The sequence below is a fragment of the Comamonas sp. CAH-2 genome (genome assembly GCF_009668305.1).
GTDB lineage: Bacteria > Pseudomonadota > Gammaproteobacteria > Burkholderiales > Burkholderiaceae_C > Comamonas > Comamonas aquatica.
Window position 1 is genome coordinate 123,231 of sequence record NZ_VSWF01000005.1, and the last position, 24,388, is coordinate 147,618.

At 64.9% G+C, this 24,388-nt stretch carries 24 protein-coding genes, 4 tRNA genes and 2 riboswitches; of the genes, 16 read left to right on the forward strand and 12 right to left on the reverse strand.

Annotated features, from left to right (window positions below; translation table 11 throughout):
* Positions 1–145 precede the first annotated feature (145 nt).
* The 11 genes from uvrC to FYM52_RS05755 all read left to right on the forward strand — a co-directional run bounded on the left by uvrC (position 146) and on the right by FYM52_RS05755 (position 8,641).
* Positions 146–2,089, forward strand: a complete 1,944-nt coding sequence (gene uvrC, locus FYM52_RS05705; protein ID WP_154163390.1) for an excinuclease ABC subunit UvrC — start codon at positions 146–148, stop codon at positions 2,087–2,089.
* Between the two features lie 65 nt (positions 2,090–2,154).
* The gene (gene pgsA, locus FYM52_RS05710; RefSeq protein ID WP_045267020.1) at positions 2,155–2,724 is read left to right on the forward strand and encodes a CDP-diacylglycerol--glycerol-3-phosphate 3-phosphatidyltransferase; all 570 of its coding nucleotides are present in this window, start codon (positions 2,155–2,157) and stop codon (positions 2,722–2,724) included.
* 299 nt (positions 2,725–3,023) lie between these two features.
* The gene (locus FYM52_RS05715) at positions 3,024–3,296 is read left to right on the forward strand and encodes an HU family DNA-binding protein (protein WP_043387285.1); all 273 of its coding nucleotides are present in this window, start codon (positions 3,024–3,026) and stop codon (positions 3,294–3,296) included.
* An 18-nt stretch (positions 3,297–3,314) separates the two neighbouring features.
* A tRNA-Val gene (locus FYM52_RS05720) sits at positions 3,315–3,390 on the forward strand.
* Positions 3,391–3,451: 61 nt separating this feature from the next.
* Positions 3,452–3,527: transfer RNA gene (locus tag FYM52_RS05725), tRNA-Val, on the forward strand.
* A gap of 316 nt (positions 3,528–3,843) precedes the next feature.
* Complete coding sequence (locus tag FYM52_RS05730) at positions 3,844–5,745, forward strand: SurA N-terminal domain-containing protein (RefSeq protein ID WP_154163391.1); 1,902 nt, start codon at positions 3,844–3,846, stop codon at positions 5,743–5,745.
* Between the two features lie 65 nt (positions 5,746–5,810).
* Positions 5,811–5,886 (forward strand) — tRNA-His (locus tag FYM52_RS05735).
* Between the two features lie 55 nt (positions 5,887–5,941).
* Positions 5,942–6,017, forward strand: a tRNA-His gene (locus FYM52_RS05740).
* Positions 6,018–6,148: 131 nt separating this feature from the next.
* The gene (locus tag FYM52_RS05745) at positions 6,149–6,949 is read left to right on the forward strand and encodes an ABC transporter permease (RefSeq protein WP_042413066.1); all 801 of its coding nucleotides are present in this window, start codon (positions 6,149–6,151) and stop codon (positions 6,947–6,949) included.
* Positions 6,950–6,980: 31 nt separating this feature from the next.
* Positions 6,981–7,958 (forward strand): MlaD family protein, encoded by a 978-nt coding sequence (locus FYM52_RS05750; protein ID WP_154163392.1) that lies wholly within the window; start codon positions 6,981–6,983, stop codon positions 7,956–7,958.
* Positions 7,955–8,641: a hypothetical protein gene (locus tag FYM52_RS05755; protein WP_154163393.1), complete on the forward strand. Its 687-nt coding sequence runs from the start codon at positions 7,955–7,957 to the stop codon at positions 8,639–8,641. Before FYM52_RS05750 ends, FYM52_RS05755 begins: the two co-directional genes overlap by 4 nt.
* A gap of 240 nt (positions 8,642–8,881) precedes the next feature.
* Here FYM52_RS05755 and FYM52_RS05760 read toward each other — a convergent pair whose 3' ends face one another.
* The 5 genes from FYM52_RS05760 to FYM52_RS05780 all read right to left on the reverse strand — a co-directional run bounded on the left by FYM52_RS05760 (position 8,882) and on the right by FYM52_RS05780 (position 13,194).
* On the reverse strand, positions 8,882–9,898 hold the full coding sequence (locus FYM52_RS05760) for a porin (protein WP_162524658.1): 1,017 nt from the start codon (positions 9,896–9,898) through the stop codon (positions 8,882–8,884).
* A gap of 159 nt (positions 9,899–10,057) precedes the next feature.
* Complete coding sequence (thiE, locus tag FYM52_RS05765) at positions 10,058–10,978, reverse strand: thiamine phosphate synthase (RefSeq protein ID WP_154163394.1); 921 nt, start codon at positions 10,976–10,978, stop codon at positions 10,058–10,060.
* A complete protein-coding gene (locus FYM52_RS05770; RefSeq protein WP_154163395.1) occupies positions 10,971–11,777 on the reverse strand; it encodes a thiazole synthase in 807 nt (268 codons plus the stop codon). The genes thiE and FYM52_RS05770 overlap by 8 nt, the downstream gene beginning before the upstream one ends.
* Before the next feature lie 79 nt (positions 11,778–11,856).
* Entirely contained in the window at positions 11,857–12,054 is a 198-nt protein-coding gene (gene thiS, locus FYM52_RS05775) for a sulfur carrier protein ThiS (RefSeq protein ID WP_045267014.1), read from the reverse strand.
* Positions 12,055–12,090: 36 nt separating this feature from the next.
* Positions 12,091–13,194: an FAD-dependent oxidoreductase gene (locus FYM52_RS05780; protein ID WP_154163396.1), complete on the reverse strand. Its 1,104-nt coding sequence runs from the start codon at positions 13,192–13,194 to the stop codon at positions 12,091–12,093.
* A gap of 61 nt (positions 13,195–13,255) precedes the next feature.
* Positions 13,256–13,388: riboswitch (TPP riboswitch) on the reverse strand.
* 80 nt (positions 13,389–13,468) lie between these two features.
* On the opposite strand from FYM52_RS05780, the gene thiD reads away from it, so the two are divergent.
* Positions 13,469–14,335 (forward strand): bifunctional hydroxymethylpyrimidine kinase/phosphomethylpyrimidine kinase, encoded by an 867-nt coding sequence (gene thiD, locus FYM52_RS05785; protein WP_154163397.1) that lies wholly within the window; start codon positions 13,469–13,471, stop codon positions 14,333–14,335.
* Positions 14,336–14,428: 93 nt separating this feature from the next.
* Here thiD and FYM52_RS05790 read toward each other — a convergent pair whose 3' ends face one another.
* A complete protein-coding gene (locus FYM52_RS05790; protein WP_234686505.1) occupies positions 14,429–14,818 on the reverse strand; it encodes an SH3 domain-containing protein in 390 nt (129 codons plus the stop codon).
* Positions 14,819–15,121: 303 nt separating this feature from the next.
* Positions 15,122–16,423 carry a cytosine permease gene (locus FYM52_RS05795; RefSeq protein WP_154163398.1) on the reverse strand — a complete coding sequence of 434 codons (1,302 nt, stop codon included), beginning with the start codon at positions 16,421–16,423 and terminating at the stop codon, positions 15,122–15,124.
* Between the two features lie 76 nt (positions 16,424–16,499).
* Positions 16,500–16,598, reverse strand: a riboswitch (TPP riboswitch).
* Between the two features lie 122 nt (positions 16,599–16,720).
* Between FYM52_RS05795 and FYM52_RS05800 the strand changes: the two genes are divergently transcribed.
* From FYM52_RS05800 to FYM52_RS05815, 4 genes are all read left to right on the forward strand, one after another.
* Positions 16,721–16,999, forward strand: coding sequence for a hypothetical protein (locus FYM52_RS05800; RefSeq protein ID WP_154163399.1), 279 nt, complete (start codon positions 16,721–16,723; stop codon positions 16,997–16,999).
* Positions 17,000–17,425: 426 nt separating this feature from the next.
* Positions 17,426–18,145: a Crp/Fnr family transcriptional regulator gene (locus tag FYM52_RS05805; RefSeq protein WP_043384622.1), complete on the forward strand. Its 720-nt coding sequence runs from the start codon at positions 17,426–17,428 to the stop codon at positions 18,143–18,145.
* A gap of 6 nt (positions 18,146–18,151) precedes the next feature.
* Complete coding sequence (locus tag FYM52_RS05810; protein ID WP_154163400.1) at positions 18,152–19,243, forward strand: phosphotransferase; 1,092 nt, start codon at positions 18,152–18,154, stop codon at positions 19,241–19,243.
* A gap of 111 nt (positions 19,244–19,354) precedes the next feature.
* Positions 19,355–20,629, forward strand: a complete 1,275-nt coding sequence (locus FYM52_RS05815) for an acyl-CoA dehydrogenase family protein (RefSeq protein WP_154163401.1) — start codon at positions 19,355–19,357, stop codon at positions 20,627–20,629.
* A gap of 94 nt (positions 20,630–20,723) precedes the next feature.
* Here the strand turns inward: FYM52_RS05815 and FYM52_RS05820 are convergent, their stop codons facing one another.
* The 5 genes from FYM52_RS05820 to FYM52_RS05840 all read right to left on the reverse strand — a co-directional run.
* Positions 20,724–21,509 carry a peptidylprolyl isomerase gene (locus FYM52_RS05820; RefSeq protein WP_043384634.1) on the reverse strand — a complete coding sequence of 262 codons (786 nt, stop codon included), beginning with the start codon at positions 21,507–21,509 and terminating at the stop codon, positions 20,724–20,726.
* A gap of 74 nt (positions 21,510–21,583) precedes the next feature.
* A complete protein-coding gene (locus FYM52_RS05825; RefSeq protein WP_043384637.1) occupies positions 21,584–21,850 on the reverse strand; it encodes a BolA family transcriptional regulator in 267 nt (88 codons plus the stop codon).
* Positions 21,843–22,406, reverse strand: a complete 564-nt coding sequence (locus tag FYM52_RS05830; RefSeq protein ID WP_154163402.1) for a septation protein A — start codon at positions 22,404–22,406, stop codon at positions 21,843–21,845. Before FYM52_RS05830 ends, FYM52_RS05825 begins: the two co-directional genes overlap by 8 nt.
* Positions 22,407–22,590: 184 nt before the next feature.
* Complete coding sequence (msrB, locus tag FYM52_RS05835; protein WP_154163403.1) at positions 22,591–23,004, reverse strand: peptide-methionine (R)-S-oxide reductase MsrB; 414 nt, start codon at positions 23,002–23,004, stop codon at positions 22,591–22,593.
* Positions 23,001–24,388 (reverse strand): YdiU family protein (locus FYM52_RS05840; RefSeq protein ID WP_154163404.1); only part of this gene is annotated, 1,388 nt, incomplete at its 5' end. The genes msrB and FYM52_RS05840, both read right to left, overlap by 4 nt.

Genomic DNA, 24,388 nt, shown 5'->3' on the forward strand with positions numbered 1-24,388 from the left:
TGCGTGCAGTGCGTGCAGTGCGTGTGGCTATGGTGTGCAGCAAGTTTGCAGTGAAATCGGCATCCAGCCCTTGTGCAGTGCGCGCTCACAGCTATTTATTTGCAAGTGCGCTGTGCCGGTGCGCGCCAGGCGCCACAATCACGCCATGTCTAGTGTCGAGCACTCTCCCGAAATCCTGGCCCAGGTGGCAGCCTTGCCGGCCCTGCCTGGCGTGTACCGCTATTTCGATGCGGCGGACCAGCTGTTGTATGTGGGCAAGGCGCGCAACCTCAAGCGCCGGGTGAGCAGCTATTTCCAGAAGGACCATGGCGGCACGCGCATCGGCCACATGGTCAGCAAGATCGCCAGGCTGGAGACCACGGTGGTGCGCTCCGAGGCCGAGGCGCTGCTGCTGGAAAACAACCTCATCAAGACCCAGCACCCGAAGTACAACATCCTATTTCGGGACGACAAGAGCTACCCCTACCTCAAGCTCACCGGCGTGGCGGCGCACGACGGCGACATCAGCCGCTATGCCGGCCAGTGCTTTCCGCGCATCGCCTACTACCGCGGCAGCACCGACAAGAAGCACCGCTACTTCGGGCCCTATCCCAGCGCCTGGGCGGTGAAGGAAAGCATCCAGCTGCTGCAGAAGGTGTTCCGCCTGCGCACCTGCGAGGACACGGTGTTTGCCAACCGCTCACGCCCCTGCCTGCTGTTCCAGATCAAGCGCTGCACGGCCCCCTGCGTGGGCCACATCAGCCCCGAGGACTACGCGGCCGACGTGCGCAACGCCGAGGCCATGCTGCGCGGTGAAACCCAGGAACTGCTGCAGCAGCTGGAGGCGCGCATGATGGCCCACGCCGACCGGCTGGAGTATGAAAAGGCCGCCGAGATCCGCAACCAGATGAGCGCCCTGTCCACGGTGCTGCACCAGCAGGCCATCGAGACCACGGACGACAAGGATGTGGACATCCTGGCGGTCAAGGTGCAGGGGGGGCGTGCCTGCGTGAACCTGGCCATGGTGCGTGGCGGGCGGCACCTGGGGGACCGCGCGTACTTCCCCTCGCAGCTGGACGACGCCATGGGCGTCTACGCCTCGGAGGACGAGGTGCAGCCGCGCACGGTGGAGGCGCGGGTGCTGGAGGCCTTCCTGGCGCAGCACTACATCGACGTGCCCACGCCGCCGGTGCTGGTGGTCAGCGAGGCGGTGGACGTGCAGTTGCTGCAGGCCTTGTCGGTGCAGGCCGGCTACAAGGTCACGGCCGTGCAGCAGCCACGCGAGCAACGCCGCATCTGGCTGGAGATGGCCGAGCAGAACGCCGCCATCCAGCTGGCGCGCCTGCTGGCCGAGGAAGGCTCGCAGCACGCGCGCACCCGGGCGCTGGCCGAGGCACTGGATTTGCCGCAGGACAACCTGGAAGCCCTGTCCATCGAATGCTTTGACATCTCGCACACGGCGGGCGAGAGCACGCAGGCCTCGTGCGTGGTGTTCCACCACCACAAGATGCAGAACAGCGAGTACCGCCGTTTCAACATCCAGGGCATCACGCCGGGCGACGACTATGCCGCCATGCGCCAGGTGCTGCACCGCCGCTATGCGCCGGTGGCCCAGGCCTTGCAAGCCGCGGGCGGGGCCGAGCCTGAGCCCGGCGCGCCGCGCCTGCCCGATCTGGTGCTGGTCGATGGCGGAAAGGGGCAGGTCAGCATAGCGCGCGAAGTGTTTGCCGAGCTGGGGCTGGATGTGTCGCGCATCATTGGTGTGGAGAAGGGTGAGGGCCGCAAGGTGGGGCTGGAGGAGCTGGTGTTTGCCGATGGCCGGGCCAAGGTCTACCTGGGGCACGACTCCGCCGCGCTGATGCTGGTGGCGCAGATCCGCGACGAGGCCCATCGCTTTGCCATCACCGGCATGCGCGCGCAGCGTGCCAAGGTGCGCGTGGGGCAGAGCAAGCTGGAGGATATTCCGGGGATCGGTCCCAAGCGGCGAGCCCGCCTGCTGCAGCGCTTTGGCGGCGTGCGCGGCGTGGCCAATGCCAGCGTCGAGGACCTGATGACGGTCGATGGCATCTCGGCCAGCCTGGCCGAAGACATTTACCGTGCGCTGCGCTGAGGACGGCGGTGGCCGCCGCGCAAGGCTTGCATGCAAGCGGCGTCAGCCGTGACACAATCGCGGCCATGTTCTTCACCATTCCCACCCTGATGACCTGGACGCGCATCGTCGCGATCCCGCTGATCGTCGGGGTGTTCTATGCGCCGTTGGCGCCAGAGACCCGCAACCTGGTTGCGGCGCTGATGTTCATCGTGTTTGCCGCCACCGACTGGCTCGATGGTTTCCTGGCGCGCAAGCTGAACCAGACGTCCTCGTTCGGCGCCTTTCTGGATCCGGTGGCCGACAAGTTCCTGGTCTGCGCCTCCCTGCTGGTGCTGGTCCACCTGCAGCGGGCCGATGTGTTCGTGGCGCTGATCATCATTGGCCGGGAAATCGCCATCTCGGCCTTGCGCGAATGGATGGCGCAGATCGGTGCCAGCAAGAGCGTGGCCGTGCACATGATCGGCAAGGTCAAGACCACGGTGCAGATGGTGGCCATTCCGTTCCTGCTGTTTGACGGCCGCTTGCTGGGCGTGCTGGATACGCGCTTGTGGGGCCAGGTGCTGATCTGGGTGGCGGCGGTGCTGACCGTCTGGTCCATGGTCTACTACCTCCAGAAAGCCATTCCGGAAATCCGCCGCCGGGTCAAGCACTGAATGCATGCATGCATCCACTGAAGCGCCGAAGGCACACCTCGGCGCTTGGTGGGTTGCCCCGGCCCCTGCGGCGGTGTACAAAAGTGGCTGTTTGCTTCGTCACATGGCAGTGCTTGTCAATGCGGAAAGTCACCCCGCCTGCGTGCATGAAAAAAAACGTTTGTTTCGCCAAAATGCTAGGCAAACCTGTCTAGAATCTCGCCTAACGCTGACAGGCACCCCTATGGGTGCTGAGCCTTTTTTTTTGGGAAGGCTTGGTCACAAAGGCGCTCCAACAACCATTTCTCGAGAGGCATCTTGTGAATAAGACTGAACTGATTGAGCACATTGCTAACAACGCCGATATTTCCAAGGCTGCGGCTGCCCGCGCCCTGGAATCCACAATCGACGCAGTGAAGAAAACCCTGAAGAAGGGTGGCACAGTTTCCTTGGTGGGTTTTGGTACTTTCGCCGTTGGCAAGCGTGCTGCACGTACAGGCCGCAATCCCCGTACGGGCGATACCATCAAGATCAAGGCCGCCAAGGTGCCTAAGTTCCGTCCCGGCAAGGCCCTTAAGGACGCTTTGAACTAATCCAGGTTTTCGGCAGTGGGGTGCTTAGCTCAGTTGGTAGAGCGGCGCCCTTACAAGGCGTAGGTCAGCGGTTCGACCCCGTTAGCACCCACCACCCACTGTATAAAAAAAGCATTTAGATTTTTCTAAATGCTTTTTTTATTTCAAGATCAGTGGGGTGCTTAGCTCAGTTGGTAGAGCGGCGCCCTTACAAGGCGTAGGTCAGCGGTTCGACCCCGTTAGCACCCACCACTTCATCGTGGCAAAAAGCACAAGGAGCAATCCCGGTGCTTTTTTTGTTGGTGGCTGGCATTGGCGCGGATCAATGCAGCGCAGCGTTACGTAAATCTGTGGCGCGATTGTCCGTGACCGATGCGATGCAATCGCTGAAGGCGCGTGTCAATCAAAGGGTAGAATCTTCGGGTTTCCTTATGGCGAGTGGTGTGTGCAGCAGTGAATCAATGCGTCCTCACAGGATGCCCGTCCAGTGCTTGGAGCGGGGCACGCATCATTCGTAAAAGGCGAGCGCAAGTTCGCCTTTTTTTATGCATCCTCAGAAAGATTGACTATGCTCGAATCAATCCGCAAGCATTCCAAGTTCGTCATGATCTTGTTGTTCTTGCTGATCATTCCCTCGTTCATTTTTGTCGGTATCGATCAGAGCTACTTTTCGGGTGCCAGCCCGACAGTGGCACGGGTGGCCGGGCAGGACATCACCCAGAACGACTGGGACAACACGCACCGCGTTGAGAGCGATCGTCTGCGGGCAGAAAATCCCGGCATCGATGCCAAGTTGCTGGACTCGCCCGAGGCGCGTTACGCCACCCTCGAGCGCATGGTGCGTGACCGTGTGTTCCAGGCCGCTGCACAAAAAATGCACCTGGTGACCAGCGATGCCGCATTGGCGCGCACCCTGCAGGGCATTCCTGCGATTGCCAATCTGCGCAAGCCGGACGGCAGCCTAGATGCCGAAGGCTACCGGGCTTTGCTGGCAGCACAAGGCATGACCCCCGAGGCCTATGAGGCCTCGCTGCGCCGCGACATGTCGGTGGGGCAGGTGGTGGGCAATGTCATGAATACGGCCCTGGCCACACCGGTGGTGGCGAATGCCGCGATGGATGCATTCCTGCAGCGCCGCGAAATCCAGGTGGCGCAATTTAAGCCCCAAGACTATGTGGCGAAGGTGCAGGTGAGTGATGAGGCGCTGAAGTCGTTCTATGCCGCGAATACCGCCAAGTTCCAGCAGTCCGAGCAGGCCCGTGTGGAGTATGTGGTGCTGGACCTGAAGTCGGTCCGTGACAGCATCGAGCTCAACGAGGCGGATCTGCAGACCTATTACAAGGAAAATGCGGCCCGTCTGGCAGGTGGGCAGGAAGAGCGACGTGCCAGCCACATTCTGGTGAATGCGCCCAAGACCATGTTGGCTGCCGAGCGCGATGCCGCCAAGGCCAAGGCGCAGGCGATTGCCGACAAGGTCAAGGCCAATCCTTCCAGCTTCGCCGCCGTGGCCAAGGCCGAGTCGCAGGACACAGGCTCAGCCCCCCAAGGTGGCGACCTGGGCTTCTTTGGGCGCGGTGCCATGGTGCCCGAGTTTGAGCAAGCCGCGTTCAGCATGGCCAAGGGTGCGATCAGCGATGTGGTGGAGTCCGAGTTCGGCTTTCACGTGATCCAGGTGACGGATGTCAAGTTGCCTGCCGTGCCCGGCTTTGCCGCAGTGCGCGAGAAGATCGTCAATGACCTCAAGGACCAGCAGGCCCAGCGCAAGTATGCGGAAGTGGCCGAGTTGTTTGCCAATACGGTGTACGAGCAGTCGGACAGCCTGCAGCCCGTGGTCGACAAGCTGGGTCTGAAGCTGCAAATGGCGGATGGCGTGACACGCGAACCCCGTCCAGGTGTCGAAGGCCCACTGGCCAATCCCGCCTTCCTGCAAGCCCTGTTTGCGGCGGACAGCATCGACCACAAGCGCAATACCGATGCCATCGATCTGGGTTCGAACCAGATGGTGTCCGGCCGGGTGGTGAACTACCAGCCTGCCAAGCAATTGGCGTTGGAGGACGTGACCGATCGCGTCAAGACCCTGTACGTGCAGCAGCAATCTGCCGTGCTGGCCCGCGAAGCGGGTGAGGCCAAGCTCCAGGCGTGGAAGGCCGAAGCGTCCCAGGCGCAGGGCTTGCTGCCCGCGGTGGTGGTGTCGCGCGACAACCCGGTCGGCATGCCTCGCCAGGTGCTGGATGCGGCGCTACAGGCCAAGACCGACAGCTTGCCGGCTTGGGAAGGTGTCAGCCTGGGCGATGCCGGCTACGCGATCGTCAAGGTGAACCGGATCGTGGGTCAGGCAGAAAGAACTGCCGACTTTAACCAGCAGGCCTCCATGCAGTATGTACAATTGCTTGGTACTGCAGAAGGCGCGGCGTATTACGAACTGCTGAAGAAGAAGTTCGATGTGCAAATCAAGGTTGCACGGCCCTGAGTAAGAAAAACATCTTGCTTTCCTTTTGAGGGCTTGGAAACAAGCTACAATACAAATCTCTTCCGGTGGCTGTAGCTCAGTTGGTAGAGTCCAGGATTGTGATTCCTGTTGTCGTGGGTTCGAGCCCCATCAGCCACCCCAAAATTTGACAGTGAAAACCCGCTTTGCGAGAGGCGGGTTTTTTCATCCCTCTACGGTGGCTGTAGCTCAGTTGGTAGAGTCCAGGATTGTGATTCCTGTTGTCGTGGGTTCGAGCCCCATCAGCCACCCCAAATAAAAAGCCTGCATCGCAAGATGCAGGCTTTTTTGTTGCCTGTGCATGCGGTGGGGCCAAGTCATCCGGAGCCTTGGCAGACCATGGCCTGGATTGGTGAATGGGCGGGCTTTGCCTATCATGCAGGGCATGGGTTCCCAGTCTTCGTCCTTTTCCCTGCGCATCTGGCGGGCCGCGCGCGACATGGTGGTGGCCTGGGGCCGCATTGGCTATCTGGGGGCCGTGGTGGGGGTGCTGCTGCTGTCACCGTCGACCTACCGCGGGCATGCCCTGCGCCCGATCTTGCGGCGCATGTACCGGGATACCGCACCGATCCTGCTGGGGTTCACGCTGCTGGCGGCACTGATCTGCCTGGTGATCACCCGCATCGTGGTGGTCACGGCGCTGAGCTACGGCCTGTCGCGCTATGCGCTGGAGATGGTGATCCGCGTGCTGGTGCTGGAGTTGATTCCGCTGACGGCGGCCTTGTTCGTGGCGATGCGCTGCACCATCCCGAATGCAACGGAGCTGGCGCTGATGCGCCAATCGGGCGAGTGGGCGGCGCGCGAGCAGCGCGGCGAGGCCCTCATACGGGCGGAAGTGCTGCCGCGCGTGGTTGCGGGCCTGTACGCCAGCGTGACCCTGGCTGCGCTGTCCTGCGTGGTGGCCCTGGTCACGGCCTACCTGGGTGTGTACGGTTTCACCTGGGCCGGCCTGCCGGGCTACACGCGCATGTTTGGCCAGGTGTTCAACCCTTCGGTGACCCTGCTGTTTGTGCTGAAGACCTGGCTGTTTGGCCTGGCCGTTGCCATCATCCCGGTATCGACGGGACTGTATGCCCGGCCCACACACCACGACATCCGCCCCGGGGGCGAGCTTTCCGGCCTGGCGCGCATGTTTGCCGTGCTGCTGCTGATCGAGCTGACTTCGCTGATGGGTAATTATTACTGAATCCGAAGGGACCATTTTGTCTGAGCCACGCATGCCTCCTTCCGAACGTCCCGCGGCTGCGGACACCGCCGCCTTGCGCGCCGTCAGCCACCTGGAGCGCAAGGCCGCCGCCTTGCTGCTGCTGACGCTGGCCCTGATCGTCGGGGCGGCGCTGTACCTGCTGTATGCGCGCGGTGCGTTCGAGCCGACCCAGAGCCTGGTGCTGACCTCGGACGATTCGGAAGGCGTGACGGTTGGCATGGACATGACGTTTTCTGGCTTCCCGATCGGGCGGGTTAGCAAGTTGGAGCTGGCCCCGGACGGCAACGTACGCATCTTGGTGGCCGTGCCCCGCAAAGACGCACACTGGCTGCGCGAATCCAGCGTCTTCACCTTGGTCAAGGGCCTGGTGGGCGGCACCACCATCAAAGCCTACAGCGGCATGCTGCAGGATCCGCCGCTGCACGACGGGGCAGAGCGCCCTGTGCTGCGCGGCGATGCCACGGCGGAAATCCCCCAGATGGTGGCCATGGCCAAGGAGCTGCTCAACAACCTCAGCCTGATGACGGCCCGCGACTCGCCACTGGGCCAGTCGCTGGAGCAGGTGCGCCTGCTGGGGCAGAAGCTCAATGGCGACAGCGGTGCCATGGAGGTGCTGCTGGGTACGCCCGAGAACGCGCGCAAGACGGTGGAAATGCTGGACCGCGCCAACCAGTTGCTGGCACGCATGGACCGGGTGGTGCAGCGCACCGACCAGCAGGTGTTCGATGCGGACGGTCTGATGCCGCAGCTGCGCACCACGGTGCAGACCCTGAACCTGGTGCTGGCCGACACTCGCACCAGCCTGCGCAAGCTGGATGCGGTGCTGGCGAATGCCGAGGGCATCAGTGCGAATGTGCAGGAGGCGAGCACTGACATTGGCCAACTGCGCAACGAAGTGGAGAGCAATTTGCGCAAGGTGGAAGACCTGCTGACGGAGCTGCAGCGCAAGTGGCCGTTTGCCCAGGATGGAAAGGTGGAGCTGCCATGAACGCGGAACGTGCAGGACGGTGGGTGTGGGCCGGCGTGCTGGGTCTGGGTCTGGGAGGGTTGCTAGGGTGCAGCAGCCAACCGCCGACGCCCAGCTGGGCGCTGGAGGCGCAGTCGGCCACACAACGCGCCGTGCAGGCCGATCTGCAGGGCCAGCGCCGCGTGGCCGAGGTGGAGTGGCGCAAGGCCTTTGCCGAAGTGGCGGCCACCGGGCAGCCGGCGGCGATGGCCCGGGTGGCGCTGCTGCAGTGCGCCGTTCAGGCAGCGGTGGTGGCGCCGGCCGACTGTCCACGCTACCAGCGGTATGCGGCCGGTGCGGCGCCGGCGGAGCAGGCCTATGCCCGCTATCTGCAGGCCCGGCACACGCCGGACGATGTGGGTCTACTGCCTGCCGCCCAGCAGGCCACGGCCCAGGCCTTGCTGACCAGCGCACAGGTGGTGCAGCTGCCCGCAACCCAGGACCCCTTGTCCGCATTGACCGCGGCCGGCGTGGCCTTGCGCGCCGGGCAGCTGGCACCTGCCGCCGTGCCGCAGGCGGCCGCGTTGGCTTCTGCCCAGGGTTGGCGCAAGGCCGCCCTGGCGTGGCTGCTGGTGCAGCAGCGGCTGGCCGAGCAGGCCGGCGATACCGCCCAGGTGCAGGCCTTGCAGTTGCGGCTGCAGGTGTTGCAGGAAGACGGGCGCTGAGCGTGGCGCGACGGCTGGTCTGAGTGCATCGGCTGCAGGGGCTGTGGCGTTGCCACCGCTGGGCTGCCATTGATGCTTGGGGTTTTCAAAGAAGTGAGCGGCCCGCGCTTGCCGTGCAAGCTTCTTGATGGTTTTTTGTGCTGAAAGGCTTGCAGATCGAGCGCCAGGTGCTCACTTTTCAGAACGATCACCATGAAAAAAAGCGCCCGGGTGGGCGCTTTTTTTGGGGGCTTGCAGCGCTTAGAAGCGGTGGCGGATACCCACGGCCAGGCTGGTGCCGGACTTGTTCTGCACCTTGGAGTTGTCCTTGTCGTACATCACGGCGCTGTACACGTCGGTGCGCTTGGACAGGAAGTGGTCGTAGCCCAGGGTGGCGGTGGTCCACTTCAGGTCGGTGTTGTCGGTCTTGGTCTGGGCCACGGCGGCCTTGAAGGTGCCTGCCTTGGTCACGGGTACGTCCAGACCCAGGGAGTAGGTCTTCTTCTGGACGTCGGCCGCGCCAACGTTGTCCTGCTCGGACTGGCCGTAGGTGGCGTACAGCTTGACCACGCTGAAGTCGTAGGTGCCGCCCAGCATCCACTTGGACTTGGAGTAGCCCAGCGCGTTGTAGTTGGTCAGGCCGGGGTTGCCGATGTCGGCTTGCTCGTACACCGCGGTCAAAGCCAGAGGGCCCTGGTTGTAGAACAGGTTGGCGCCGACGTTGTTGATGCCGTTGGAGCCGGCTTGCTCACCGAACTGGTATTGCAGGTTGGCACGCAGGCCCGCGAAAGTGGGCGTGCTGTAGGTGATCTGGTTGCTCCAGCCGGTGTCGGCGGCGTTGTTGCCCACGGCGTGCAGCACCAGGGGCGACACGGTGAAGGAGTCGCCGAAGGGGTTGAACAGGATGGTGGGCAGGAAGTTGGGGGCCATGGAGCGGCCCAGCTTCACCGAACCGAAGCCGCCGGACAGCGACACGTTGGCGTCACGGGCGAAGAAGGTGTCGCCGTCAAAGCGGCCGGGGGTGCCGGTGTCACCGCGGAAGAAAGCGCCCAGTGCAAAGCCCACCTTCAGGCCGTTGCCCAGGTCTTCCGTGCCGTTCATGCCCCACCAGGAGGTGGTCATGCCGCCCGAGCCGACTTGGCTGGTGCGTTCTTTGCCGGCGGTCTTCATGGAGCCGGCGTACATGTCCACCAGGCCGGACAGTTGCACATTGCTTTGTGCCTGGGCAGCGCCCATGCAGGCCAGAGCGGCACCAAAAGCGATCAGAGATTTTTTCACGGAGGAACTCCCTCAAAAGGTCGAATTAAAAAGCGGTCAGCCGATTGCCCACTTCAGGTGCGTGGTGCACACCTGAGTGCTGCTTTTGTATACAAAGCACAAGCTGTGCCAGTGTGCAGGAAGTGAGCGGGTGCGCGAGTGTATCGCCGGATGAATGGCTTATGACACTGGTATCAATGCCAGCAACTGTTGCGCGGCCGCATCAGGGTCGGGGGCATTCACCAGGGCGCGCACCACGGCGATGGAGCCCACGCCGGTGGCCAGGATGGCCGGGAACTGCTCGGCCGCGATGCCGCCGATGGCCACCAATGGGTATTGCTGCATCAGGCGCACATAGGCCTGCAGGCGGGCCACGCCTTGCGGGGCCGTGGCCATTTTCTTAAGCGTGGTGGGAAACACGGCACCCAGGGCGATGTAGCTGGGTTGCACGGCATGGGCGCGCACCATCTCCGCATAGCCGTGGGTGCTGACGCCCAGGCGCAGGCCGCTGGCGCGGATGGCGTCCAGCTGTGCGCCTTCCAGGGCGTCCAGGTCTTCCTGGCCGACGTGGATGCCGTAGGCGCCGGCATCGATGGCGGCCTGCCAGTGGTCGTTGATGAACAGGCGCGCGCCGGTGCCTTGCACGGCCTGCACGGCGGCCTGCACTTCGCGGCGGATGGCCGCCTGGTCATCGCTCTTGAAGCGCAATTGCACCGTGGGCACGCCGGCGCGGGCCATGCGGCCCACCCACTCGGCCGTGGGCAGCACGCCATACAGCCCCAGCGCGCGCGGGCAGGGCGGGAAGGCGAGTTGCGGATCGGCCCCGGCCAGGCCGAAGTCCTGCGGATCGCTGGGCCAGCAGCGGGCGTCAAAGCCGCTGGTGCGCACGCTCTGCCGCTGCCAGGCCTGGGCCAGGCATTCGGCGTCGATGGCGATGAAGCCCAGGGCGCTGCAGGCCTGCAGCGCTGCCAGATAGGCGGGGTCCTGGCGGGTGGCTGCCGGCGTGGGCTGGGGCGGCAGGCGCTGTTCGTAGGGGGCGAAGGTGGCGCTGTGGGCGGCCACGATGGCCTGGGCCATGGCGGGGATGTGCAACTCAGTCATGGTGCCAGAACGGTGTGCCCAGGACGGGGGTGCTGGGCTGGGCCGCAGTCTGCTCGGCCATGGCGCCGGCCAGGTAGCCGTCACGACCGGCCTGGGTGGCGTCGGCAAAGGCGCCGGCCATGCGCACTGGGTCTTCGGACAGGGCCACGGCGGTGTTCAGCAGCACGCCGTCAAAACCCCACTCCATGACCTGGCAGGCGTGGCTGGGGCGGCCCAGGCCGGCATCGACGATCAGGGGTACGTCCAGGCGCTCGCGCAGCACCTGCATGGCGTAGGGGTTGGCGGGGCCGCGGCCGGTGCCGATGGGGGCGGCCCAGGGCATGACGGCCTGGCAGCCCACGTCGACCAGGCGCTGGCACAGCACCAGGTCCTCGGTGCAGTAGGGCAGCACCTGGAAGCCGTCCTTGATCAGGAGGGACGCGGCCTCCACCAGGTTCAGCGTGTCGGGCTGCAGGGTGTAGTCGTCACCGATCAGCTCCAGCTTGATCCAGCGGGTGTCGAACACCTCGCGCGCCATCTGGGCCGTGGTCACGGCTTCCTGGATGGTCATGCAGCCGGCGGTGTTGGGCAGCACGGGCACGTTCAACTGGCGCAGCAGCTCCCAGAAGCTGGCGCCGGTTTCGGCGGCGTTGCTGCCCTGGCGGCGCAGCGAGGCGGTGACCATGGCGGGCTTGGCACGGGCCACGGCCGCTTCCAGCACGGCGGGCGAGGGGTAGCGCGATGTGCCCAGCAGCAATCGACTTTGGAAGGTCTGGCCGTACAGCACCAGGCTGTCTGCGGCGGGGGTAGGTGTGCTCATGGCGAAATTTTGATAGCTGCCAGCGCTTGATAGACAAGCGCTAGCGGCTGATTTTATGAAGAAGCAGTGTCCCGGGACCTCAGCCGCCCGTCACGGGGGCGATGATTTCCAGGCGGTCGCCCTCGGCCAGCTGGCGCGTGGCGTACAGCGATTTGGGCACGAACTCGGCATTCACCGCCACCGCAAACGGTGGCTGGGCCTGCCAGTGGGCCACGGCGTCGGCCACATTGGCCGGGTCGGGCAGTTGCACTGCCTGCTGGTTGATGGTGATGTTCATAAGCAAAAGGCCCGTATTGTCGGCGAAGCGCGGTGCTCAGGCGAGCATGGGGGCGTGCACGGCCACGTCAAAGTCCTCGGCCAGCGCCGCGCTGCCCGTGCGCAGCAGCTGCAGCGTGGCGTCCAGCATGGCGGGGGAGATCATGTAGCCGTGGCGGTACAGGCCGTTGACCTGCAGCACGCGCTCGTCCAGCCAGCGCAGGGCGGGCAGGTTGTCCGGCAGGGTGGGGCGGCACTGGGTGGCAATTTCCAGGATGCGGGCTTCCGCAAAGCCGGAGTGCACGGTGTAGAGCGCGCTGAGCAGCTCCATCACCGAGCGCAGGCTGGCCGGGCCCATGTCGTCGGATTCGATCTCGGTCGCGCCGATGACGAAGATGTGGTCCTGCTTGGGCGCGATGTACAGCGGGTAGCGCGGGTGCACCAGGCGCGTGGGGCGCTGCAGCGTCACCTCGGAGGCGTGCACGCGCACCACCTCGCCGCGGATGCCGCGCAACGCGCTCCACTGCGTGCGTGCGCCCAGGCCGCGGCAGTCCAGCACCAGATCGGGCTGGCCGCTGGTGCCGGGCTGGAAGTCGGTGGTCTCGCGCGGGGTGTGCCAGTGCAGGGCCACGCCCAGGCGGGTCAGTGTCTGCTCCAGCGCGGCCAGCAGCTGGCGGTTGTCCAGCTGGCCTTCGCCGGGCAGGTAGACGCCCTGGTTGAAGCGGCCTTGCAGGGCCGGCTCGACCTGGGGCAGGCGCTGGGCATCCAGGTTCTCCAGCGCGGGCAGGCTGGGGTTGAGGCGGCGGTTCTTCTCGAACAGGCCGCACAGGCGCTGGGCATCGGCGGCATCCTGGCGGTGCCAGACCACCAGCGTGCCGTTCTGCTGGAAATACACAGGGGCATCCAGCTGGGCGATCAGCTGGGGCCAGCGGGTCAGCCCGTACTGGCCCATGCGCACCACGCCGGGTTCGGTGATGGCCGATTCGGCCAGCGGGGCCAGCATGGCGGCGGCCACGCGCGCGGCGGCGCCATCGGCCTCGGGCCCCTTGGCTTCGAACACCTCGACGCGATGCCCCTCGCGCGCCAGCTCCAGCGCCAGAAGACGGCCCATCAGGCCGGCGCCCAGGATGGCAATGTGCGAAGGTGTGGTCAAAGCGAGCATGGTGAAGAATTCCCGTTGGTAAGTGTCGCCAAGGACAAAACGGGCATCGCAGCCGTGCGGCTGCTGCTCTGTGGAAACTCCCCACGCCAGCATGACCTGGATCGGGTAACGGGGCGCAGGGCCCCAGGGTGTTTCTCAGTCGCGCACTGCGCCGGCACGGTGCCGGTGGCAGCGGGACACCCCTGTTTCGTCCGCAAGCGGCAATTACAGCACAAGGGCAGGAACAGCGGCGCCAGTGCGTGAACAAGCCTTGGCTTGGGTCATAATTTTTGCCATGACTACGCAACCCCTGCCACACGGCAGTGCATCCCCCCGTTTTCCGCGCTATGCGCGCGTGCTTTCCATCGCCGGCTCGGACAGTGGCGGTGGCGCCGGCATCCAGGCCGACCTGAAGACCTTCAGCGCCCTGGGCTGCTACGGCATGACGGCCATCACCGCCATCACCGCCCAGAACACGCTGGGCGTGCGCGGCATCCATGGCATTCCGCCCGAGATGCTGCAGGCGCAGATCGACGCCGTGGTGCAGGACATCGGGGTGGATGCCGTCAAGATCGGCATGCTGCATGCGCCCGAGATCGTGCAGGTGGTGGCCGATGCCATCCGCCGCTACGGGATTGCGAACGTGGTGCTGGACCCGGTGATGGTGGCCACCAGCGGCGACAAGCTGATCCACGATGAAACCGTGGCCGTGCTGGTGCGTGAGCTGTTCCCGCTGGCCAGCGTGATCACGCCCAACCTGGATGAGGCCGGCTGGCTGATTGGCCGCAAGATTGCCGATGTGGCGGACATGGCGTCCGCCGCCCAGGCCTTGCTGGACATGGGTGCGCAGCAGGTGCTGCTTAAAGGCGGGCACCTGCCGGGAGACTGGGTGGTGGACTTGCTGGCCGGTCGCGACGGCGCGCGCCAGGAGCTGGGTTCGCAGCGCATACCCACGCACAACGGCCATGGCACGGGCTGCACCCTGTCCTCGGCGATTGCCGCCTACCTGGCGCGCGGCCTGCCGCTGCCTGCGGCGGTGGAAAGCGCCCGCAGCTACATCCTGGGGGCCATCGCCGCCGGGGCCGAGGTGTACACCGGGCGGGGCCATGGCCCCCTGAACCACGGCTTTGCGCCCCAGGCCCAGCTGGTGTTCACGGGCTGAGGGTGGTGGCTTGGCAGGGCCGCGATTCTCCATAAAAAAACGGCGCTCAGGGCGCCGTTTTTTATAGAAGTTCTGTCTGCCAGGAGTGTGTGACTACCAACCCCATCCCAGCTTTTCCAGCATCCAGCCAGACTGGCCCTCGGCCGTTTGGACTTTGGCCCAGTCGTCGCGCTTTTCCAGGGTCTTGACGATGTCGTACTTGCTCAGCTTGGTCACCACGCTGTGGTTGGTGCCCGGGCCTGCGCGCAGGTTGACGGTGTCGGCCTTGATCAGGTAGTGGGGCACGCTGTCGGTCAGGGGCTGGTGCACCCAGCCCAGCGGGCCTTCAAAGTCCTTGACCTTGATCCAGTCGTCACGGCGCTCCATCACCTGCACGGGATAGCCTTTGATCAGTTCCCAGGCAATCTCGGACTTTGTCGTGGGCTTGGCGCGGATGTTGACGGTATTGCCCTTGATGCTCAAAAACTCTTGTGCTTGGGCCAAGGTAGGGGCGGCGGCAAGCACACCGGTCAACAGCAGGGCAGCAAGGCCGCTGCTGCGCAGGCGGCGGGAGAGGTGGGGGGCAAGTGGTGACAACACGCGGCAATAACTCCTGTGAATCAAGGGGGGTCAGGTGCGGGCCGTGTGCCCCGTACCTGTAAGAATTTGCATCATGCCCGCGCAGTTTCACTGAAATTTGCATTCCACTCACAAAAAAATGCGTGAAATGTGACCGCTGTCGTGTTTCTGGTCATGCTTGGCGATGAACCGTCTGGACAAACCGACCAAATTGCGGCTGGCCTGGGGTCACTGTGCCGGGGCCGCGCGCGGCAGCAGTCGCGCCAGCACAAAGCACACCAGCAGTGTTGGCAGCGCGCTGCCTGCGGCAGGGGCCAGCAGGGGCACGCCGTGGTAGAAGCCCACACCCGCCAGCCACAGCAGCACGGCCGGCCAGTGTGCGCCGCGCGCCTGCGCCAGCCATTGCGGCGCCTGGGCCAGGCGCTGGTCGGCCGCTTGCCAGGCCAGGCGGCCCAGGATCACGCCAAACAGGGGCACGAAGACCGAGCTGAGCATCAGCAGGAAGGGTTCGATGCTGTGCATGGGCAGCACCAGGGCCAGCAGCACGCAGGCCACGGTCAGCCCCAGGCCCCAGCGGCGCAGGCTCCAGCGGGGTGCCATGCTGTGGGCTGCCATGGCACCGGAGTAGGTGTCGCCATAGGCGTTGTCCACCTCGTCAATCAGGATCAGCGTCAGGGCGATCAGGCCCCCCTGGGCCAGCAGCAGGGCGGTGACCAGGTTCTCGCTGGGCAGGGTCAGCGTGATCAGCACGCCCAGGCCGTAGCACCACACGTTGGCCAGTCCAAAGCCCAGCCAGGTGCCGCGCAGGGCGCTGCGACCATCGCGGCCATGGCGTGCATAGTCCGCCACCAGCGGCAGCCAGGAGATGGGCATGGCCACCACCAGGTCCATGGCGGGCAACCAGCCCATGCCACCGGTGCCGGGGCGTTGCCAGATGCCTTCCCAGCCCTGTTCCAGGGCCAGGCCGACAAAATGCCAGGTCAGCCACAGCAGCGACAGCACCACCAGCGGCAGCGCAATGCGGGCAATCAGCTGGCGCACCAGCTTGAGCATGGAGCCACTGATCAGCAGCCCGATCACGGCACCCCACACCAGGGTCATGACCACCGGCCAGTGGCTGGCCGCCATGCCGCCGGCCTGGCGTGCAATGGCCACGCTGGCGTCGCGCATCACCACCAGCTCGAAGGTGCCCCAGCCGATCAGTTGCACCAGGTTCAGCAGGATGGGCAGCTTGGCGAACTGGCGGCCGTAGACGTGGGTCATCAGCGCGGCGCTGGACAGCCCGGTGTCGCAGGCAATCTTGGCCATCCAGCCCAGCAGGCCGGCGCCCAGCAGCGACCCGCAGACGATCGCCAGTACGGCCTGCTGGGTGGACAGGGCGGGCAGCAGGTAGGCGCCCACCTGCATCACCAGCAGGCCCACGCCCAGGCTGAACCACAGCGCAGCATGGTCGTGCAGGGCGAACACCCGTTCAGACGGTGTGGTGGGAGACAGCGCCTGGTTGGCGGGCGCGGAAGACGAGGAATGCATACATGCTCCGTAAGCCTACGAAGCAGGGGCCGTGACAGGCTCGCGGCCCACAAGGGCCAACAGCCTGCGGACGAGCAACCAGCATGAACAGCTTCCCTGCGCGAGGATGATCTCAATCAGGTTCAAAGGGACTCTCTCAGCCCGGCCTTGCGGCAGGGCACCCCCAGCGAGCGCCGCACCGTGCGATGCAGCGGGCGCGATTGTCCCATGAAACCGCGGTTTCCCTGGTCGCAGGCCCGCCCATCGGCCGTACCGCAGCGGGGCCAGGAGCGCCGGAACATGCCCTGAACTTCAGCCGTGCCCAATCTCTGCGACGCGCCGGTTGAGGCCTGGCGTGCGCACTGGAAGGCGCACGACAACGCCTACCCTTCGTGCATCGAGCTGACCGCCGCTGACCTGCAGGCCTTGAACGCCGAGCGCAAACTGATCAACGACACCATGAACTTCAAGCAGGCCGAGTGCTGGGAGGACGTGTTTCATGGCGCCAAGCTGCAGGTGGGGCCCACCAGCTGCCTGGTCCTGGCCAGCGGCGAGCGGGTGCCGGTGGCCTTGGCGGGCGCGGTGTCCACGTCTTGAAACTGCATCAAATCGGCGTTGAAGGCAGGTAAATCCTGCGCAGACAGCTATGGATGAATGAGCAAAGCGGCATGTCGGCTGGGGCGGACATGCAGCTTTTGCATGGTGGCGGCCCACCCGGTGGGCGCGGTGCTGGGCCACGGCCAGGCGGTGACCGAGACCGGGCTGGGTGGCGCCGGCAGGGTTCTGCTGGGCGGAATGCCCGAGTTGAAAAACCTGCGATGGACCGTGGTGTGGTGCACAGCCTGGGGCTGGAAAACGCGTGGAGCATCAAAGAGTTAAGGGTTTACCCTTTGTTTTGGGGGTGGGCGCGATCCAGACTGTCACTTTCTGGACAAGTTCATGCCCAGGGGGCGCTTTCAGACCCCAAGCGGCTGGTCTCTGACGCGACAATGGTCCGGTTTTCAGTCACAGAAACGACAGGATATGGACGACCCGATTCTTACTATCGAAGAACGTGAAGCGATCAATGCAGGTCGCTGGTTTTCATCCCTCTCACCTTCGCTGCGGCACGACATACTCCGATGCGCTTACGTCAAACGATTCAAGGACGGTGCTTTGATCTGCGCCCGCGGCGAAGTGCCGGAGGAATGGTTTGCGTGTGCCAAGGGGGCCGTGCGGGTGAGCTCGACGTCCATCACGGGCAAGCAGATTACGCTGACCTATGTGGAGCCGGGGCTGTGGTTTGGCGATACCTCGATCTTCGACGGGGATCGCCGCACGCACGACGCGTATGCCCACGGGGCGACCACGCTGCTGTGCGTGGCCAAGGCGGACTTCAAGCGCATCCTGGCAACGCACACCGAGTTCTACGAGGCCATGCTGTGGCTGGCGGCGCGCCGCATCCGGCAGCTGTACGGCCTGGTCGAGGACCTGAACACGCTGCCGCTGCGCGCGCGGCTGGCCAAGCAACTGCTGCACCTGGTGCGCAGCTATGGCATTCCCAGCCTGGCGCATGCCGAGGAAGTGCGCATCGGCCTGCAGCTGGCGCAGGAAGAGTTGGCCCAGTTGCTCGGGGCTTCACGCCAGCGCGTGAACCAGGAGCTCAAGGGCATGGAGCGCGAGGACATCATCCGGATCGAACCGGGGGGTCTGGTGGTGCGCGACCGCGATGCGCTGCTGCGCATTGTGGAAACTGACCTTTAAACAACCATGAGTAACTTTGACCATTTTGTAGGTACCAAGCCAGTTTCCGACACCCATGCGTTCGATGTGTCGGCTCTGGAGGCCTGGATGAGCGCCCAGGTGGCGGGCTTCGCAGGCCCGATCACGGTGGAGATGTTCAAGGGCGGACAATCCAATCCCACCTACAAACTGGTCACACCGGGGCGCAGCTACGTGATGCGCTCCAAGCCCGGCCCGGTCGCCAAGCTCCTGCCCTCGGCGCATGCGATCGAGCGTGAATTCAAGGTCATGCAAGGGCTGGCCGGGACCGACGTGCCCGTGCCGCACATGTATGCCCTGTGCGAGGACGAGTCCATCATCGGGCGCGCCTTCTACATCATGGAGTTCAAGGCCGGCCGCGTGCTGTGGGACCAGTCCCTGCCCGGCATGACGCCGCAGCAGCGCGGTGCGATCTATGACGAGATGAACCGTGTGATGGCCGCGCTGCACACAGTCGATGTGACACGCCAGGGCCTGGCCGACTACGGCAAACCGGGCAACTATTTCGAGCGCCAGATCGGCCGCTGGAGCAAGCAGTATGTGGCCTCGGTCACCCTGCCGATTGACGAGATGGACAAGCTGATGGCCTGGCTGCCGATGAACATGCCGGCCAGCGCCAAGGACGACAGCAAGGTCTCCATCGTCCATGGCGACTACCGCATGGACAACCTCATGTTCGCCGCCGATGCCCCGCAGGTGGTGGCCGTGCTGGACTGGGAGCTGTCCACGCTGGGCCACCCCCTGGCCGACTTCAGCTACCACTGCATGGCCTGGCACATCCCGGCCAGCCTGGGGCGCGGCATTGGCGGCCTGGACATTGCAGCCCTGGGCATTCCCAGCGAAGCCGAATACATGCGCCGCTACTGCGAGCGCACCGGGCTGGCCACGCCGCAGCAGCTGCAGGCTGACTGGAATTTCTACCTGGCCTACAACATGTTCCGCATTGCGGCCATCTTGCAAGGCATTGCCAAGCGGGTCGAGGCGGGGACCGCCTCCAGCGCACAGGCCAAGGCCGCGGGCGATACCGCGCGGCCCATGGCGCAGCTGGCCTGGTCCTACGCGCAAAAGCACGGCGCCTGAGCCCGGCGGCGCAGGGGCCGCACCCCAGTTTTCCCCTCGTGTGTGAGACGGCTGCAGCTGCCGGGGGGCAGTGCACGCCCATGTTTGCCTGTTAACGAAAAGGAGCACTCCATGGATTTCGACTACTCCCCCAAGACCAAGGAACTGCAGGCGCGGTTGCTGCGCTTCATGGACGAGCACATCTATCCCGCCGAAGCGGCCGTCCACCACGAGCTGGAGGCCAACACCCAGGCGGGCAAGCGCTGGACCCCGCTGAAGGTCATCGAAGACCTCAAGGACAAGGCCAAGGCCCAGGATCTGTGGAACCTGTTCCTGCCCCAGGACAGCGCCGAGATCGCCGGCGTGCGCGGTGCCGGTCTGACCAACCAGGAGTACGCGCCGCTGGCCGAAATCATGGGCCGAGTGGGCTGGGCATCGGAAGTCTTCAACTGCTCGGCGCCCGACACCGGCAACATGGAAACCATTGCCCGCTACGGCACCCAGGAGCACCGCGATCAGTGGCTGCTGCCCTTGCTGCGCGGTGAAATCCGCTCCGCCTTTGCGATGACCGAACCCGAGGTGGCCTCCAGCGATGCCACCAACATCTGCACCCGCATCGAGCGCCAGGGCGACGAGTACGTCATCAACGGCCACAAGTGGTGGATCTCCGGGGCGGGCGACCCGCGCTGCGCCATCTACATCACCATGGGCAAGACAGACCCCGATGCGCCCAAGCACTCGCAGCAGAGCATGGTGCTGGTGCCGGCCGATGCCCCCGGCGTGCGCGTGGTGCGTCCGTTGAGCGTGTTGGGCTACGACGATGCACCACACGGCCACATGGAAATGTATTTCGAGAACGTGCGCGTGCCGGTCAGCAACATCCTGCTTGGCGAAGGCCGTGGCTTCGAGATCGCCCAGGGTCGTCTGGGCCCCGGCCGCATCCACCACTGCATGCGCCTGATTGGTCAGGCCGAGCGTGCGCTGGAGTTGATGTGCCAGCGCGCCTCCAGCCGTGTGGCCTTCGGCAAGACGATTGCCCAGCAGACCGTGACCCAGGAGCGCATCGCCGAAGCGCGCTGTCGCATCGACATGGCGCGCCTGCTGACGCTCAAGGCCGCGTGGATGATGGACACCGTGGGCAACAAGGTGGCGCGCACCGAAATCGCCATGATCAAGGTGGTGGCGCCCAAGCTGGCCTGCGATGTGATCGACTGGGCGATACAGGTCCATGGCGGGGGGGGCATGAGCCAGGATTTCCCCCTGGCCCACGCCTACGCTTCGGCGCGCACGCTGCGCTTTGCCGACGGCCCGGACGAAGTGCACCGCAACGCGATTGCCAAGTGGGAGCTGGGCAAGTGGGGCACCTACGGCCGGGACGCGCAGGTACCGATCACGCGCGGCGCCTGAGCGGTGGCCTGCAACCAGGCAGGGTCAGCAGGCCCGGCGGCCATGAAAAAAGCGACCCGATGGGTCGCTTTTTACTGGCCTGTGGGCGCGGGGCTTATTGCACCTTGGCCTTGGCGCGCAGGGATTCCTGGAACTGCATCATCTTTTGCTGTTCCAGCTGCTCGGCGATCTGGGGCTTGATGTCGTCCAGCGAAGGCAGCTGGGCGTCGCGCAGGTCGTCCACGCGGATGATGTGCCAGCCAAACTGGCTCTTCACGGGCGCATCGGTCAGGCCACCCTTTTGCAGCTTGACCATGGCTTCGGTGAACTCGGGCACATAGTTCGCGGGGCTGGCCCAGCCCAGGTCGCCGCCTTGGGCTCCCGATCCGGGGTCCTTGGACTCCTTCTTGGCGATGTCTTCGAACTTCTTGCCGGCCTTGACTTCGGCAATGATGGCCTTGGCGCGGTCCTCGGATTCCACCAGGATGTGGCTGGCGCGGTATTCCTTGCCGGCGTTGGCCGCCACGAACTTGTCGTACTCGGCCTTGATCTCGGCGTCGGTCACGGGGTTCTTCTTCTGATAGTCCACGAACAGCTCGCGGATCAGGATGGTCTGGCGGGCCAGGTCCATCTGCTGCTTGTATTCGGGCGTGGCATCCAGGCCGCGCTTGGTGGCTTCCTGCAGGAAGATTTCACGGGCAATCACTTCTTCCTTGATCTGGGCCTCCATCTCTGCAGGCACCTGGCGTCCCGAGCGCTCGATCTGCTGCTTGAGCACCTTCACGCGCTCCAGAGGCACGGGCTTGCCATTGACGATGGCCAAGTTTTGCGCAGAAGCCGAAAGGGCGGCAGTGCCCAACACGGCGACAGCCACGAGGCTGGGCAAAAGCTGTTTTTTCATGCGGAAATCCAACAAAGAGGTAAGAGTAGGTGATTGCCGCCAACGACCGTTGGCGTTTCTAGCAATGGGGTTCGTCAAAGCACTTCGATGGCTAAAGCATGAAGGCCTTGGTCGATGAAATGCTGCAAGGAATCATACACAACACGGTGGCGTGCCACGCGGCTCTTGCCTTCAAATAATGGTGAGGCAATGCGTACGCGAAAGTGGGTGCCAAAACCCGTGCCGTTGGCGCCGGCGTGGCCGGCGTGGGCACCGCTTTCATCGATGACTTCGAGCTGGGTGGGCGCCAGTTTGGCGCGCAGCACCTGCTCGATAGCGGCGGCGGTAATGCCCTCACTCATGGCCACGCTCCTGCGAGGGAGCCTGTTCGCCGTCCTTGAGGTAGCGACCCAGGTAGAAGGCCTGGCCCACGATGAACACCAGCATCAAACCCATGCCGCCGAACATCTTGAAATTGACCCAGGTGTCGGTGTCAAAGTTGTAGGCCACCCACAGGTTGAGCACGCCCATGACGGCGAAGAAGCCGGTCCAGGCCCAATTCAGCGTGGTCCAAACCGACTCGGGCAGTTGCAGCTGCGCGCCCATCAGGCTCTTGAGGAAGTTCTTCTTAAACAGCACCAGGCCCACCAGCAGGGCACCGCCCATCAGCCAGTACAGCACGGTGGGCTTCCACTTGATGAAATTCTCATCGTGGGCGATCAGGGTGGCGCCGCCGAACAGCACGATGACTCCCAGGCTCAGCCATTGCATGGTCTCGACCTTGCCCGTCTTGATGCGCAGGTAGGCGATCTGCGCGATGGTGGCCACGATGGCCACTGCCGTGGCGGCGTAGATGCCCCAGACCTTGAAGGCCGCGAAAAACAAAATGATGGGGAAAAAGTCGATCAGCAGTTTCATGAAAAGCATTCGGGCGCCGCAGGGCCCGGGGTCATGCGAAAAGATGCCAAGCATGCCATAGCCCCGGGGGCTGGCAGGCACACAAATCCGGCAAGTCCAAGGGTTTCACGCGCCGAGCGCGCGCCGGTCGCCGGGCAAGACCGAAGGCGCCCGGGGCTGGCTGGCTCCGCAGGGGCGCACGCCTTCAGGCCTCGGGTTCCTGGAACTGCAGCGAGGCCGAGTTCATGCAGTAGCGCAGACCGGTCGGCTGGGGACCATCCTCAAACACATGGCCCAGGTGGGCGCCGCACTGGCTGCACACGGTTTCGGTGCGCACCATGTGGTGGCTGTGGTCCACGATCTCGATGATGGCGCCGGGGATGGTCTGGTGGAAGCTCGGCCAGCCGCAGCCGGCGTCGAACTTGGTGTCCGCATCGAACAGCTTGGCGCCGCAGCAGATGCAGTGGTAGCTGCCATCGGCCCAGTGCTGTTCGTAGCGGCCGGTGAAGGGACGCTCCGTGGCGGCGTGGCGTGTGACCTGGTAGGCCACGGGCTCGGCCCCCTTGGCACGCAGGGTGTCCAGCCATTCGGCGTCGGTTTTCTGGATGGGGTAGGTCATGAGGAGCAGCTGATGGCGATGGAGGACGCCCAGTCGGGCGGGAAATCGGCCCAGGCGCGGTGCGCCGGGTGGTCGTCAAACGGGGTGCGCAGCACCTGGTGCAAGGATTGCACCACGCTGAAGTCGCCTTGCTGCGCGGCGCGAATGGCCAGCTCGCCCACATGGTTGCGCAGCACGAAGGCGGGGTTGGTGTGCAGCATCAAATCGGCGTCTGGCGCTTGTCCCATCTGCGTGGACAGCTCTTGATAGGTGAGCAACCAGCGGTCGAAGGCCTCGGTGTCCAGGAACAGCTCGCGCGTGCGCTCGGGGTCACCGTCCTGGGCCGACAGCGACAGGCGCCGCCAGAAGATGCTGTGGTCCACGCGCTGGGCCGCCAGCAATTCCAGCAGCTGGCCGATGGTGGCGGTGGCGGCCTCTTCGTGCTGCAGTTCGGCACCGGGCAGGCCCAGCTTGCGGCACACCAGGGTGCGGAAGGCCTGGCTGAACGCCGGGCGGTAGGCTTCCAGCGCCGCCACGGTCACGTCCTGGTCCTCGATCAGCGGCAGCAGGGCCTGGCCCAGGCAGAACAGGTTCCAGTAGGCGATCTGGGGCTGCTTGTTGAAGGCGTAGCGCCCCTGGTGGTCGCTGTGGTTGCAGATGTGGCCGGGGTCGAAGCCGTCCAGGAACTGGAAGGGGCCGTAGTCGATGGTCAGGCCCAGCACGCTCATGTTGTCGGTGTTCATCACGCCGTGGCAAAAGCCCACGGCCTGCCAGTGCGCCAGCAGGGTCGCCGTGCGCTGGCCAATCACATGCAGCAGGGCCGCATAGGCGTTGCCGTGCAGGGTATTGCCCTCGGCATCCTGGCCGGACCAGCCCTGGCGGCAATCGGGGTCGTAGCGGTCGATCACATAGTCGGCCAGGGCGCGCAGCTCGGTCTGCATGTCGCGGGCGGCAAAGTGCTCGAAATGGCCAAAGCGGATGAAGCTGGGCGCGGCCCGCGTGACCACGGCGGCGGTTTCCATGGTCTCGCGGTGCACCGGGGCGGGCGAGGCGGTCAGGCACAGCGCGCGCGTGGTGGGAATGCCCAGGGCGTGCATGGCTTCACTGCACAGGAACTCGCGGATGGACGAACGCAGCACGGCCCGGCCATCGCCGCCGCGCGAATACGGGGTGCGGCCTGCGCCCTTGAGCTGCAGCTCCCAGCCCGCGGCGGTCTCGCCCAGGTGCAGGGCACGGCCATCGCCCAGCTGCCCGGCCCACACGCCGAACTGGTGGCCGCTGTAGACGCTGGCATAGGGCTGGCTGCCGGGCAGCACGGCATCGCGCGAGGACAGCCCCATCACATCGGGCAGCGCCGCGCCATAGGCGTGCAGCACCGAAGAACGGTGGCTGTACAGCGCCGCCT

Excerpts from the sequence above, each read along its gene's own strand:
- pgsA (WP_045267020.1), top strand. The coding sequence starts at position 2,155 with ATGTTCTTCACCATTCCCACCCTGATGACCTGGACGCGCATCGTCGCG.
- thiE (WP_154163394.1), bottom strand. The coding sequence starts at position 10,978 with ATGACTGAGTTGCACATCCCCGCCATGGCCCAGGCCATCGTGGCCGCC.
- FYM52_RS05795 (WP_154163398.1), bottom strand. The coding sequence starts at position 16,423 with ATGCATTCCTCGTCTTCCGCGCCCGCCAACCAGGCGCTGTCTCCCACC.
- FYM52_RS05810 (WP_154163400.1), top strand. The coding sequence starts at position 18,152 with ATGAGTAACTTTGACCATTTTGTAGGTACCAAGCCAGTTTCCGACACC.
- thiS (WP_045267014.1), bottom strand. The coding sequence starts at position 12,054 with ATGAACATCACCATCAACCAGCAGGCAGTGCAACTGCCCGACCCGGCC.
- FYM52_RS05770 (WP_154163395.1), bottom strand. The coding sequence starts at position 11,777 with ATGAGCACACCTACCCCCGCCGCAGACAGCCTGGTGCTGTACGGCCAG.
- FYM52_RS05755 (WP_154163393.1), top strand. The coding sequence starts at position 7,955 with ATGAACGCGGAACGTGCAGGACGGTGGGTGTGGGCCGGCGTGCTGGGT.
- FYM52_RS05805 (WP_043384622.1), top strand. The coding sequence starts at position 17,426 with ATGGACGACCCGATTCTTACTATCGAAGAACGTGAAGCGATCAATGCA.
- FYM52_RS05730 (WP_154163391.1), top strand. The coding sequence starts at position 3,844 with ATGCTCGAATCAATCCGCAAGCATTCCAAGTTCGTCATGATCTTGTTG.
- uvrC (WP_154163390.1), top strand. The coding sequence starts at position 146 with ATGTCTAGTGTCGAGCACTCTCCCGAAATCCTGGCCCAGGTGGCAGCC.
- FYM52_RS05745 (WP_042413066.1), top strand. The coding sequence starts at position 6,149 with ATGGGTTCCCAGTCTTCGTCCTTTTCCCTGCGCATCTGGCGGGCCGCG.
- FYM52_RS05750 (WP_154163392.1), top strand. The coding sequence starts at position 6,981 with ATGCCTCCTTCCGAACGTCCCGCGGCTGCGGACACCGCCGCCTTGCGC.
- FYM52_RS05830 (WP_154163402.1), bottom strand. The coding sequence starts at position 22,406 with ATGAAACTGCTGATCGACTTTTTCCCCATCATTTTGTTTTTCGCGGCC.
- FYM52_RS05815 (WP_154163401.1), top strand. The coding sequence starts at position 19,355 with ATGGATTTCGACTACTCCCCCAAGACCAAGGAACTGCAGGCGCGGTTG.
- thiD (WP_154163397.1), top strand. The coding sequence starts at position 13,469 with ATGACTACGCAACCCCTGCCACACGGCAGTGCATCCCCCCGTTTTCCG.
- FYM52_RS05825 (WP_043384637.1), bottom strand. The coding sequence starts at position 21,850 with ATGAGTGAGGGCATTACCGCCGCCGCTATCGAGCAGGTGCTGCGCGCC.
- FYM52_RS05820 (WP_043384634.1), bottom strand. The coding sequence starts at position 21,509 with ATGAAAAAACAGCTTTTGCCCAGCCTCGTGGCTGTCGCCGTGTTGGGC.
- msrB (WP_154163403.1), bottom strand. The coding sequence starts at position 23,004 with ATGACCTACCCCATCCAGAAAACCGACGCCGAATGGCTGGACACCCTG.
- FYM52_RS05780 (WP_154163396.1), bottom strand. The coding sequence starts at position 13,194 with ATGCTCGCTTTGACCACACCTTCGCACATTGCCATCCTGGGCGCCGGC.